The sequence below is a fragment of the Sporosarcina sp. Marseille-Q4943 genome, from assembly GCF_943736995.1.
Taxonomy (GTDB): Bacteria; Bacillota; Bacilli; order Bacillales_A; family Planococcaceae; genus Sporosarcina.
Genome location: NZ_CALSFT010000002.1, coordinates 659,728 through 672,612, shown reverse-complemented (window position 1 = coordinate 672,612; position 12,885 = coordinate 659,728). Strand labels below are relative to the sequence as shown.

The window sequence follows — 12,885 nt, the reverse complement described above, 5'->3', positions numbered from 1 at the left end:
CTTCGCCTGTTTTTAGTATGGGAAAACGCGGCGTGCTTTGGACGCGCTGCAGCTAGCTTTGAACGCGGGACGCATCACTTTGAGCGCGGGACACGTCACTTTGAGCGCAAGTCTCATCACTTTGAGCGCGGAGCACGTCGCTTTGAGCGCGAGGCACGGCACTTTGAGCGCGGAGCACGTCGCTTTGAGCGCGGGACATATCACTTTGAGCGCGGGTCTCATCACTTTGGACGCGCAGCCACACACTTTGGACGCGATTAAATAAAACATCTTTTAACTCCCATATAAAAAGCGGATTGCCTTTCCCATTAGGCAATCCGCTTTACTCTTAACCTTCTTCTTCCACAATGACCGCACGGCCTTTCATTTTCAACAATAACGGAATTAACAGCCACGCAGCAGCTGCAATGATGAATACGAGCGACAGCGGCTTCGTGACGAAAATGCTGAAGTCGCCGTTTGAAATCGTCAGTGCCCGACGCATATTGTTCTCGATCATCGGTCCTAGAACGAGCGCAAGGACGAGAGGTGCGACCGGGTAATCGTTTTTCGACAATAAATAGCCGAGCACGCCGCACCCGAGCAATAAATACAAATCGAACGTCGTATATTGCACTGCATACACACCGAAAAAGGAAATCGCCACAATGATCGGCAATAAATATTTCTTCGGCGTCTGAATGACTTTCGCAAATACACGGACGAGCGGCATATTCAAGATGAGCAACATCAAGTTGCCGATGAACATACTTGCAATAAGCCCCCACGCCACTTCGGGATGCTCATCAAAGAGCAGCGGGCCTGGCTGGATATTGTACATGATGAGCGCGCCCATCAAGATGGCTGTCGTACCGGAACCCGGAATGCCGAGCGTCAGCAAGGGGATCATTGCGCCGCCCGAAGCTGCGTTATTCGCAGATTCCGGACCGGCAACCCCTGCGATATTCCCATGGCCGAACGTCTCTGGGCGTTTGCTGAATTTCTTCTCTGTCATATACGAGAAGAAGGAAGCAAGCGTCGCACCTGCGCCTGGAAGCACACCGATGAAAAATCCGAGCAAGGAGCCGCGGACAATCGGTACGGAGCTGTCTTTCATATCCTGCTTCGTCGGAAGGATACGGTTGATTTTTGCAATTGTCCCTTCCTCATTGTCCCGTTCCAACACTGTCTTGAACACTTCACCAAGCGCGAAAAGCCCGACTGCAATTGTCAAAAATTCGAGACCTGAGAATAGGATCGGTTGGTTGTATGTAAAACGGGCGATTCCCGAGACCGCGTCGATGCCGATCGTTCCAAGCATCAGTCCGAAGACCGTCATTAGCAAAGCTTTCGTCATCGATTTTCCGGCAAGACCGCTGACTGCTGCCAAGCCTAGCAACATTAATGAAAAGTACTCCGCCGGCCCGAATTTGATGGCTACATTGGACAGCGGTTCTGCCAATAGGACAAGACCGATGAGGGAAATGATTCCCGCACAAAACGATCCGATTGCTGCGATCGCCAATGCCGCCCCTGCCCGGCCTTGCCTCGCCATTTGATAACCGTCAAGCGTTGTGACAACAGAAGAGGATTCTCCGGGAGTGTTTAATAAAATCGAAGTTGTCGATCCTCCATACATCGCGCCGTAGTAGACGCCGGCGAGTAAAATGATGGAGCTGGCGGCTGCCGCACTTGACGGCATCCCGGACGTGATTGTTGCCGTGACCGGAATGAGAAGGGCCACCCCACTCATCGGGCCGATGCCGGGCAGCACACCGACAGCTGTTCCGATAACGACACCAATGAAGGCAAATAATAGGTTATGCCATTGGAAGGCGGTCGCGAAACCGTCAGCCAAAAATTGTAATGTGCTCATGATGTGACTCCTTTCTGGTTAAAACGTCGGGAATCCGGGCAATGAGCCACCAAGAAATTCCGCAAAGAAATAATAGACGCCAAATGAAAATACCGCGGCGATGATGACAGTCGGAATGATCCTTCCTCGTTCCATCGTCTGGAATGCAATGAGCAAAAAAAGGAACGTGGAAATGACGTAGCCGATCTTCTCCAGTAAGAACGCATACAACGCTGCACTCACAAGAATAATGAGGAACTTTTTATATTGAAGTTTCTCCGTGGCTGCTGCTTCCGTTTTGTATTTGAACGTCTCGTACAGCAACCGCAAACTTAATAAAATGAAAACGATGCCGAGCCCCAACGGAAAGATCTTCGGTCCAACTGTCGACCCGTACGCACTACTAGAAATTTTCATACTTTCAATGGCAAATAAAAGACCAATTAGTAAAAAAGCGATGCTTGCATAACGATCGAATGTTTTACTCATCGTCTTTGACACCTCCCTAAAGGAAAAGGCGGCCGCTTAGCCGCCAAAACAGATTCTTATTTTTGCATACCAAGTGCAGTTAGAAGTTCAACAATGACTTTGTCTTGGTCTTCCAAGTATTTCGTGAAATCGTCAGAGCCACGGTATTCGCTTTCCCAGCCGTTTCTCTCAAGTTCCGCTTTCCACTCATCCTTCTCAACCATTTCTTTCAACTTTTCCGTCCAGTAATCGACTGCTGCATCGGACATTTCCTTCGGTCCGAATAGACCACGCCAAATTGTGAACTCCGCGTCGATGCCTTCTTCTTTAAATGTCGGCACTTCAGTCAATTCGCCGCCTAGACGCTCTGATGAACTGACAGCAAGCACACGGACATCGCCGGATTTCACGTATTGCCCGATTGTCGAAGCATCCGTCGCAATGACATCCGCATTGCCTCCAAGCAGCGCCGCAACAGCTTCTCCGCCGCCATCATACGATACATATTTCACTGTTTTCGGGTCAATGCCATATTCGAAAGCAGGCAGGATTCCGACAAGATGATCCATCGATCCTGGCGCAGATCCGCCCGCAAGCGTGACCGATTTTGCGTCTTTCTTAATCGCTTCCAGCACGTCCTTCAGCGTCTTGAATTCCGAATCCGCTTTTACGACGATTGCGCCGTAATCACGCGTCAATTGCGCCAATGGCGTCGTATCCTTATAGCCGTAAGGGCTGTTCCCTTCCGCCTTATTGTTATTAATTAAAAGAGGTGGAGATTTCACCAACAAAGCGTAGTCATTCTTCACTTCTTTCGTTGCAAACTCCGCCATGTACACAGCGCCGCCGCCACCTGGTTTGTTCTCAACGGTGATCGGTTTTTCAATCAGCTTCGTGTCATTCATCGTTTTCGCAATGGCGCGAGCCGTCAAATCCCATCCCCCGCCAGCTCCGGATGGCGCGACAATCGTTATATTTTGCTCAGGATATTTCGAGGAGCTCCCCTTTGCTCCGTCATTCTTTGAACATGCCGCCAAGCTGAGTGCCATAACACTTGCCAAGGCAACTATCTTTAACTTTCTCCACTTCATCTTGCATCCCCCTTTGGAATAAAAAAAATTGATGGTAGCGTTTTCATTCGCTATCACCAATTTATCAGAAAGTTGGTTGTATTCAATGTTTGCGGTCATAAGTTGAATATTCGTCGTAAACGTCATTTTGTTCATACTGTTCATCGTCGTTGAATGAAATACCTTCTTTCAGGGCGTCCGACTGAACCGTAAATAAGCTCGGTATAAGCCTGTTTCTCTGACACGAGGTATTCCAAATAGCGTCTTGCAGTCGAACGGCTCACGCCTATATCCACGCCGAGCGTTTCCGCTGTCATTCCCCCATCGACTTGTTTCATATGGCTGACGACTTTCTCCTTCGTTATCGGGTCGATCCCTTTTGGGGGAAGGACTTCCGGATTTTCTGCTGCCGCATTTGTTTTATTCCACAAGAACTGGATGGAATCCTCTTTCATTACTCCGTCACCCGCAAGCTTCTCCCTTTTCGCTTTGTACGAATGAAGGCTTTCCTTGAACCGATCGAATGTGAGCGGCTTCAATATATAATCGGCTACGCCTCGTCGATATGCTTTTTTCACGATATCGACTTCAGCTGCCGCCGTAATGAAAATGATGTCCGTTTCAGGGCTATTTTCGTGAATGAAACCCATGATTTCCGTACCGAGCGCATCAGGCAAGTAGACATCAAGCAGCACGAGATCCGGCGACAGCGCCTGCACCCAATCCTTCGCCTCCTCGCCGGAATGCGCGGCTCCGACAACCGTGAAGCCTTCTATTTTTTCGATGAATCGACGATGGATATCAGCAATCCGCTTATCATCTTCAATGATAAGAACTTCAATTGGTCGCATTCAGTACCCCCCTTTTCGGAATGGATATGATGAACAGTGCACCACCCAAATCCCCTTTTTCCACTGTGATGGAGCCGCCTAAGTCCTCGACGTTCTCCGCCACTTTCAAAAGACCATATCCTCTGTCTTCCACATCTTTCGTCGAAACTTTTTCCTGGAATAAAGCTTCTAATACTTCATTCGCGATACCCTTCCCCGAATCCTCCACTTCAAACAATATCTCCTCCCCGTTATCGAAAATGAAAATGCGGACCATCCTCTTCACTTCCGAATTCATCTCAACCGCTTCAAATGCATTCGTCACCAAATTCCCGATGATGGAGACGAAATGGGTCTTCTCCAAATGGGCCGGCAGCTCTTTTAGAAAGCTGTCTTCGTCGAGCAGGAAACGGACTTTCAATTCCCTTGCCCGGTTGAAGAAACCGATGACGATTCCACCGAGGAATGGATCTTTCAATCGCTTCGTCACAAACTGGATGAGGGATTGGTGTTCTGCCGTCTCGTCATGAATCAAGCTAAGCGCCTCGTCGTATGAATGAAGCTGGATAAGCCCTGAAATCGTGTACAGGAAATTATTATATTCATGCGTCTGTGCTCGAAGCGCTTCCGTGTACCGTTTCACTTGCGACAATTCCATTGCAAGCTGGTCAATTTCTGATTGAAGACGGAATGTGGATACGGCGCCGATGATCCGATCATTTGCCCGAATCGGGATACGGTTGACGATGACTTTCCTCCCGTGAATCTCCATCGGCCGATCGAGATGCCGCTCCCCCGTTTCCAGCACTTTCGGCAAGAGGGTGTTCGGAAGCACTTCCTGGATTGTCTTGCCGATCAGTTCCGTTTGCCCTGGAATCGATAGCGTTTCAAAGGCGGCCGCGTTCACTGTTGTAATGACGCCATTCGCGTCGACCATGATGATGCCTTCGCGAACCGACTCGATGAGCGCATTCCGTTCGGTGAATAAATTAGCAATTTCCGCAGGCTCGAGATTGAATAGTTCTTTCTTGATGTTTCTTGCAAGGACACTTGAGCCGATGATGCCGAGAACGATGGCGATTAGGACGATGTAAGAGATGTTGTCGATGTACTCAAAGAATATGGAGGAAATGTCTTCATTCAAATAGCCGACAGAAATGACCCCGACAATATCACCTTCGTCATTGAAGACAGGCGTTTTCCCGCGCAACGCAGGACCGAGTGTCCCGGTCGCCTTCGAAACATACGATTCCCCGAGGTGAAGCGCGCGTTCATTATCGTCGCCGACCATCTTTTGTCCGATCCGCTCGACGACGGGATGAGCGTACCGGATGCCTTCACTGTTCCCGATGACGACATATTCAGCTCCGGTTTGCAGGCGGACGGCTTCTGCAATCGGTTGGAGAAATTTGGTTGGGTCATCCTCTTCAAAAGCTGCGATCACATCAGGACGAGCGGCCGTTGTTTGCGCGATGCTCAGCGCTCGTATGCCGATCTGTTTCTCAATTCCATGCGACATCGTGAAATAGAACGAAACACCGATGATGATCGCAATGAGGGATACGAACAATGCGCCATATGAAAAAATGCGAGATTGCAAGGATTTCGATTTCATGCCAATCATCTCTCTATCTCGAAGTATAGGATCTGGACTTCGGCGGATATCCGTTTCTCTCTATGTTACACTATTGGCAATTGTGGGGGAATAGTATGAATCGAGAGAGGGCAATCTAATCATTGTTGAAGGAGAGGTCGCAATGCAGGAATTCAAAATCACGTACTTTTTCGATGAAGAACATTACATCCGGCGCTTCATTCATACCGACTCGTTGGAAAGCGCCGAACAACTCGTCAAATCGGAACGGGATCAATACATTACCTTCCGAGACAGCCGTGGAATCTATCATGAGCTCCACACTGGTAAAGTGCGAGTTGTGCAAGTTTCTGAGTATCATCGGGAGGATAAAAAGAAACGATGAGAGGCTGCCCCATGTGAATTGTGGGACAGCCTTTTTTCGAATTAAATGAGCTCTTGATAAGTTATTTGAGCCCTTAATGGAATAAATGAGCTTTTGTAAAAAACACGTGAATAATTAGCAAAAGATAGCACAAAATAACTCGAGTCTAATTTTGAGGAGGGATAAGAATGAAGTTCAAAAAATTTCTTCTTCCGTTTATGTCGGTTTTCTTGTCAGCGGGCTTACTATACGGCTGCAACGGCGTTGACGAAGATGAGCCAGATCCGTCGGAAGAGCCTTCGGAGCAGCGTGAAGATAATAGTCAATAATGTACTATGTAGCACCGCTCAAGGCGGTGCTTTTTTTATTGAATAGCCGACCTCTCACACTTATGTCATCTGCTCATTCTTGCATTGAATGAGGTCTCTTACCTTCTGAAAGATGATTATTAATCGTTTCAATTAGCTCAGGAAGTTCACGCATTGTTTGAATCGTAAAGTCTGCCCCGTTTTGCCTAAAGGTGCGTGCTGTTCTAGCAATAATTGTTTCTTTGTCAGATTGCGTTAATGCATTATATTCATCCAAGCTTAAACCCATTTCTGAGCTGCCGACCACGACTCCTACTGACCAAACACCCGCGTTAACGCCCTCTTTAATATCTGAAATGGTGTCGCCTACTTTTACTACCTTCCACGGGGCCGATAGTTTAAGCCGTTCCATATTTCGATAAATCATATACGGATAGGGTCTTCCAATAGAATCCGTGTCATCCGGGGTCACATAATAATCCGGACCATAGCCATTTTTCAAGGCTTGCGGAACGACGACGTCCATCATGTTCGCTGTATAGCCTGTTGTCGAGCCGATTTTCAACTCTTGCTTCCGTAATGCTTCAACCGTCTCAACGACGCCCGGGATCGGATTTGTATAATCCACCAATGAAGCCATCAGTGCAGGTTCAAATTCAGCATACAAATTCTCAACATCTTGCTCGTTAAAAGGTCTTCCATATTTCTCTTCCCATAATGCAGCGATTCTCGGCATGGACAACATTGCGCGGATGTGATCGATTTTCAACATCCCCATCGGCCCTCTCGCTTCTTCCATCGTGACGTCAATCCCCGCATTTTTAAAGATATCTACAAATACATTGACAGGTGCAAAGCAGCCAAAATCGACCGTCGTCCCAGCCCAATCGAAAATTACGCCTTCTACTTTGTTCATGATGCCACCACTTTCATATAGTTTTCTATTATCGAGCAGAGCTTTAGAATATCTTCTTCATAGATTTCACCGATATTGCCAATCCGGAATGTATCTATATCTGTTAACTTTCCTGGATAGATGACGTACCCTTTCGCTTTTACATAGGAATAGAATTCCTCGAAACTGAACTGCTCGTTTGGGAAAAGGAAGGTTGTAATGATTGGCGATTGCTTTTCAGATGAAATATAAGGATGTATATTCACTTTTTCCATACTCTCTCGTAACAGACGATTATTATGTTGATAGCGGGCAAATCTGGCAGGAATGCCGCCTTCTTCAACCAACTCCTCCATCGCCTTTGCGAATGCAGCCACTACATGCGTTGGTGACGTGTACCGCCATTTCCCATCCTTATCCATCTCTTTCCATTGGTCATATAGGTCTAATGACAAACTCCGCGCATTCCCTTCACATGCAACAAGCTTCTCGAGATTTGCGATGACGAATCCAAAGCCCGGAACGCCTTGAATACATTTATTTGCACTGCTGATCAAATAGTCGATTCCTAGTTCAGATACATTAATGTCCATCCCGCCAAAACTGCTCATCGCATCAATGATCAATGTCTTGTCAAATTCCTGCGAAAGGTTCGAGATCATCTCAATCGGATTCAAAATACCTGTTGTCGTTTCACAATGAACCATTACAATATGTGTAATCCGCTGATCTTCTTCTAGAATGCGTCTTATGTCATTTTCCTCTGGATACTCATTGTAGGCCACACGATATTCAACATAATTCAATCCAATATATTGGGCCATTTTCACAATCCGTTCCCCATACGCACCGTTCGTTACAATAAGCACTTTATCACTTTGTGCAATTGCAGTTGTCATTACCGATTCGACAACGAACGTACCGCTTCCTTGCATAAGCACCGTTGTATACGCCTCTTTTGGAGCCGATGCGAATTCGAGCAGTTGGGTTCTGATTTTTTGCGTAATGTCTTTATAGTCTTGATCCCATGTACAACGGTCAAGAAGCATTTCCTCTTTCACCGTGCTAGTCGTCGTCAATGGGCCAGGTGTTAATAATTTGTATGTATTCATATGCCTTCGCTCCTCCTAAATTAGTTAGCTGATTTAAAAAATTCCTGATGTTGCTGTAGCAACTCCACAGTTAATGGTTGTTCAAATTTCATGGAATGTGCCGGTTTGTTCATATCCTTAACTGTTTCACCTTCATAAAGTGCGACTGGATAATGTGTAAGCAACTCTTTTCGAGCGTCTTGAATAATGACTTCTGCCATTTCCATTGCTAGAGTTGTTGTCGCATCGTCTTTATTCACGACTGCCACTGATTCTGTCAGTGAAAAATTACCCTCAATCGGATCGACAAACTCAATTGGCAAACCGCTTTCTTTAGCCATCACCGCTTGATATCGCAATCCAAAACCTGCAGCCACTTCCCCGGCTTGAACTTTCTTAATTGGCCCTGAACCTGAACTCTCAACATGAGGACCACTATTTGCAATTAATTCACGAAGAACTGTTTTCCCTTCTTCTTCTCCGTATTGGCTAATAACCGCTTGAACTAACAGCCACCCTGTTGAGGAATCCATAATGTTCGGAATCGACACCAATCCTTCAAATTCCGGTTTCGCTAAATCTTTAATCGACGTCGGCATCGGCAATCCTTTTTGTTTGAGCACTTCTGTATTTACGAAAATTGAACCTGTATTCGCTAACACCGGCGAATAATACGGTGGATGCTCTTCCAATGCATTTGTGGTAAACGTTAAATCTTTAAACATATTATGTTGCTGCTGGGCAGTTTCGATGAAATAAGAACTCATCGTCACGATGTCCGCCTCGATTTTATCGCCCTCAGCCAGCAGTTTTCCGCCCAATTCAGAAGTACCTAATGATTGGAGCACATATTTCCCTTCGTACCCCGCCCGTTTCAAAGCACTTTCCATAGCTTCAGACGCCGCTTCATCACCATTCGTATAAATGACTACTGCTTCTCCAGCAGCTTTGCTGCTACTACAAGCCGCCAATGCAACGAGCAAGCTTAGAGAGAATAAAGATAGCAGTATACTCTTCAACTTTTTCACACTAATAACCCCCTCATAGATGTTTGAATTGCCTTTTTTGAAAGTAATCGCAAAGCAACTTTACAACTAAGTTAGTAATGAAGATCAGTATTGATAAGATGAATATTTCATTGAATTCAGCGAAATGTTGGAGTTCTTTAATCTTGCTTGCTACTACTGAAGTTTGAGCTGTCACTAAAAAGATAATCCCACTGATCGTGACCATTGAATTGATGAAATAATAGCTGAACATCTCAATCACAGTCGATGCCGAATTTGGAATGAGTACCCGATAGACGGTCTTCAACCAGCTATCTCCCAATAGCTCTCCAGTCGTTTCCCAAGTCGGATTCATTTTAGATAAAGAGTTTTTTGCCATTAAATAAGGTGTCGTAAAGTAGTGGACAATGTTACAGAGAACGATAATTGTAAATGTCCCTTTTAAACTGCTCCCATTAAAAAGAAGTAAATACGACAAACCTAACACCATGCCTGGTACTGTATTCGTCATCATGGAAATGATGTCGGTCGACAATCTTCCTTTTATGCCTGTTCTGACATTTAAAACCGCGGAGCTAAACGCAATGAGCGTACCAAATACGGCTGTCAATAGAGCAACGAACAATGAATTTTGATAGACAGTCGTTAAATCACTTGATTGGAATGTGTCCATTACATGTGTAAGCGTGAACGTAAGATCATAAGGAAAACTGTGTAAAAATGGTGCAATAAACATGACAGCAAAAATCGAAAGCATGCCGATCAATATAACAGTTGCGCCAATCCCAAAGCTTATGTCTCTACCTCTATGCCGCATCAACTCAGTATCGGTAAACTTGTCATAATGAAAATTAAGTTTTTCAAGGTAGTTTAACAGTAAAACTCCAAATACTGCCGGAATTAACATAAGAACAGCAATGACAGCACCACTATTAAAATCCGGGATGGAACCGAGCATAACTTGATACAGCTGAGTCGCTACAACGGTATACGTCCCTCCGATGGAAGCGGGTATTCCGAAATCCGTAAAGCTCAAGATGAAGGCAAGTACAAAAGCTCCACCCAAAGTTCCCAATAGCGGACGAACGATTGTATTCTTAAAACTTCTTATAGTTCCATCACCCATCAGCTTCGAAACGATGATAAATTTCTTATCAATATACTTGAATGAGTTATTAATAAGTAGAAAGGCTGCCGGCAATGTATAAATCACATAACCGATCAACAACCCGTTAAATCCATAAATCTCAAAAAGATTTTGCCCGATGATTTTTATGAGCAGCCCTTGGTTGCCGAAAGAATAGATAATCGCAAATCCATATGTAATTGTAGGCAGCAGCATCGGAATAAGTATTCCCGTTTTAATCGCTGTTTTTAATGGCTTGTATATGTTTGTACAGTTGAGGGCGTAGGCTAGGACAAATGCTAAAACAGTCGTAATGACAGCAGTGAGGCTAGAGATTTGGATGCTGTTTCCAATGGACGCCATCAGTTCTTTATCTGAAAGGGCTGAAAGATAATTCGAGAGATTGAATCCCTCGCTCGTTTCAAAAGAACGGACAAACAATATGCCAAGAGGCACCACGAGAAAAACCGTAAATAATAGTAAGATCGGGATAAAGATGACCCGCATGGCCGGTTTTACATTAGGCATATTTCTCACCGAATAAGTTATATATATTTTGTCTCTTAATCTGCAATTGCTTCAAAATGAATTTTTCAACGAAATCATTATTTGGCTTATTGATGATTTCATGTGGTGTACCAAATTGAGCAATCGTCCCCTCATTAATGATCAATATTTTATCGGACAATGTTAGTGCCTCTTCCGGGTCATGCGTCACAATAATCGTCGTCAGTTTAAATTCTTTTGCAATCGATTGAATGCGCTGTTTTATAGATTCCTTAATGACACCATCCAATGCGCTCAGCGGCTCGTCCAATAATAAGATCTTCGGTTTTGTAACTAATGTTCTCGCAAGAGCTACCCTCTGTTTCTGACCGCCCGATAATTCACCGATCTTCTTTGATAAATGAGGTTTCAGCCCCAAGAACTCAATATAGTCTTGAAGCTCCTTCTCAGACACTACTCCCTTCTTGTTTCTTAATCCGTACACAATATTGTCGTAAGCATTCAAATTAGGAAATAGCGCATAATCTTGGAATACGATATTAAATCCGCGACGCTTCATCGGTACATTCGTCAGATCCATATCGTTAAAGATGATTTTTCCGCGATCCATAGTTGTTAATCCTAGAATGATATTCAATAAAGTCGTTTTACCACTCCCGCTTGGACCTAAGAGAGACACAATCTCCCCTGCTTTAATCTCAACATTAATATCATCTAAAACGACTTTATGATCGTATTGTTTGCCTATGTTTTGTAATTGCAGCAAACGCTCACCTCCCTGAAACACAATCCCAGTATAAAATGAAATTGTTAATACAAATGATGATTTGTGTAAATTGTATGTAAATGTTGACTAATTCTTTACCAACTTTTGAACACATATTGATTAGATGTTGTCTTTTTTAGTTTGGTTTTATTGAATAGTTGATTAGGAATCAGTACACTCGAATTAAGACAATTTAACCATTCAAAGAGGTGTGTATATGTTTCCACTGGAGAGGCAAAAGAAAATCCTTGAATTACTTATCGTCAATAAGGTTCTAAAGATCTCCGAACTGGCTCAAGAACTGAATGTATCTGTCGAAACGCTTCGCAGAGATATAAATTTGCTTTCGTCACAAGGGAAAATCGAGAAAATTTATGGTGGAGTTAAACTGGTTGAATGGAATTTCGGAGAGTCTTCAATTGACGTCCGCATGATCAGTCGTCTTGAAGAGAAAGAGATGATTGCCCAAAAATGCAGTGAATATATCCATGATGGGGATTGTATTTATTTGGATAGCGGCTCGACGACCTATCAGATTGCAAAACTTATTAAAAACAAAAAGAACCTGACTGTCATAACAAATTCAATTCCCGTAGTGAATGAATTACTGACAAGTGATATTGAACTAATCATTATTGGAGGGAAAGTAAGGAAGGAAGAAAAATCTGTTACCTCTTATGATTTTTTATTTAATTTTCATGAATTGAATATATTGAAAGCATTTATTTGTGCAAGTGGCATAACTGTTGAAAATGGAATTTCGGACTATAATCTAGAAGAAGCAATTACCCGAAAAAAAATGATTGAATTATCAAAAGAAGTATTTGTGGCTGCTGATAGTACAAAGTTCGGCAAAAATGTAACTATCGGGATTGCCCCGCTTGATAAAATCGATTACATCATTACGGATCAACATGTAACGAAAGACTTGATTAATCAATTCAAAAAAACAAGCACAGACTTAATTTGTGTAGAATCATCCTCTTACTCTTCAAATGAAAAACGGAAATGCCACGAGTAAATCA

At 44.2% G+C, this 12,885-nt stretch carries 13 protein-coding genes; 3 read left to right on the top strand and 10 right to left on the bottom strand.

The annotated features are described in order from the left end of the window. Positions 1–328 precede the first annotated feature (328 nt). From NIT04_RS03310 to NIT04_RS03290, 5 genes are all read right to left on the bottom strand, one after another. Entirely contained in the window at positions 329–1,855 is a 1,527-nt protein-coding gene (locus NIT04_RS03310) for a tripartite tricarboxylate transporter permease (protein ID WP_252502184.1), read from the bottom strand. Positions 1,856–1,873: 18 nt separating this feature from the next. Next, complete coding sequence (locus NIT04_RS03305; RefSeq protein ID WP_252502183.1) at positions 1,874–2,323, bottom strand: tripartite tricarboxylate transporter TctB family protein; 450 nt, start codon at positions 2,321–2,323, stop codon at positions 1,874–1,876. Positions 2,324–2,379: 56 nt separating this feature from the next. Further along, positions 2,380–3,393: a tripartite tricarboxylate transporter substrate binding protein gene (locus NIT04_RS03300; RefSeq protein WP_252502182.1), complete on the bottom strand. Its 1,014-nt coding sequence runs from the start codon at positions 3,391–3,393 to the stop codon at positions 2,380–2,382. Between the two features lie 140 nt (positions 3,394–3,533). Further along, positions 3,534–4,223, bottom strand: a complete 690-nt coding sequence (locus tag NIT04_RS03295) for a response regulator (protein ID WP_252502181.1) — start codon at positions 4,221–4,223, stop codon at positions 3,534–3,536. After that, the gene (locus NIT04_RS03290) at positions 4,210–5,817 is read right to left on the bottom strand and encodes a sensor histidine kinase (RefSeq protein ID WP_252502180.1); all 1,608 of its coding nucleotides are present in this window, start codon (positions 5,815–5,817) and stop codon (positions 4,210–4,212) included. Before NIT04_RS03290 ends, NIT04_RS03295 begins: the two co-directional genes overlap by 14 nt. A 142-nt stretch (positions 5,818–5,959) precedes the next feature. Between NIT04_RS03290 and NIT04_RS03285 the strand changes: the two genes are divergently transcribed. After that, entirely contained in the window at positions 5,960–6,181 is a 222-nt protein-coding gene (locus tag NIT04_RS03285; protein ID WP_252502179.1) for a hypothetical protein, read from the top strand. Between the two features lie 167 nt (positions 6,182–6,348). Further along, positions 6,349–6,489: a hypothetical protein gene (locus tag NIT04_RS03280; protein WP_252502178.1), complete on the top strand. Its 141-nt coding sequence runs from the start codon at positions 6,349–6,351 to the stop codon at positions 6,487–6,489. A 73-nt stretch (positions 6,490–6,562) separates the two neighbouring features. Here the strand turns inward: NIT04_RS03280 and phnX are convergent, their stop codons facing one another. Genes phnX through NIT04_RS03255 form a run of 5 tightly spaced genes read right to left on the bottom strand, consistent with a single transcriptional unit; the run spans position 6,563 to position 11,860 of the window. After that, complete coding sequence (gene phnX / locus NIT04_RS03275) at positions 6,563–7,384, bottom strand: phosphonoacetaldehyde hydrolase (protein ID WP_252502177.1); 822 nt, start codon at positions 7,382–7,384, stop codon at positions 6,563–6,565. Beyond that, positions 7,381–8,475, bottom strand: coding sequence for a 2-aminoethylphosphonate--pyruvate transaminase (gene phnW / locus NIT04_RS03270; protein ID WP_252502176.1), 1,095 nt, complete (start codon positions 8,473–8,475; stop codon positions 7,381–7,383). The genes phnX and phnW overlap by 4 nt, the downstream gene beginning before the upstream one ends. A gap of 20 nt (positions 8,476–8,495) precedes the next feature. After that, positions 8,496–9,482 carry an extracellular solute-binding protein gene (locus NIT04_RS03265; RefSeq protein WP_252502175.1) on the bottom strand — a complete coding sequence of 329 codons (987 nt, stop codon included), beginning with the start codon at positions 9,480–9,482 and terminating at the stop codon, positions 8,496–8,498. Between the two features lie 13 nt (positions 9,483–9,495). Continuing rightward, positions 9,496–11,115: an ABC transporter permease subunit gene (locus NIT04_RS03260; protein WP_252502174.1), complete on the bottom strand. Its 1,620-nt coding sequence runs from the start codon at positions 11,113–11,115 to the stop codon at positions 9,496–9,498. Next, the gene (locus NIT04_RS03255) at positions 11,108–11,860 is read right to left on the bottom strand and encodes an ABC transporter ATP-binding protein (RefSeq protein WP_252502173.1); all 753 of its coding nucleotides are present in this window, start codon (positions 11,858–11,860) and stop codon (positions 11,108–11,110) included. The genes NIT04_RS03260 and NIT04_RS03255 overlap by 8 nt, the downstream gene beginning before the upstream one ends. Positions 11,861–12,077: 217 nt before the next feature. Here NIT04_RS03255 and NIT04_RS03250 point away from each other — a divergent pair, with 217 nt between their 5' ends. Continuing rightward, a complete protein-coding gene (locus tag NIT04_RS03250; protein WP_252502172.1) occupies positions 12,078–12,881 on the top strand; it encodes a DeoR/GlpR family DNA-binding transcription regulator in 804 nt (267 codons plus the stop codon). Positions 12,882–12,885: the final 4 nt, after the last annotated feature.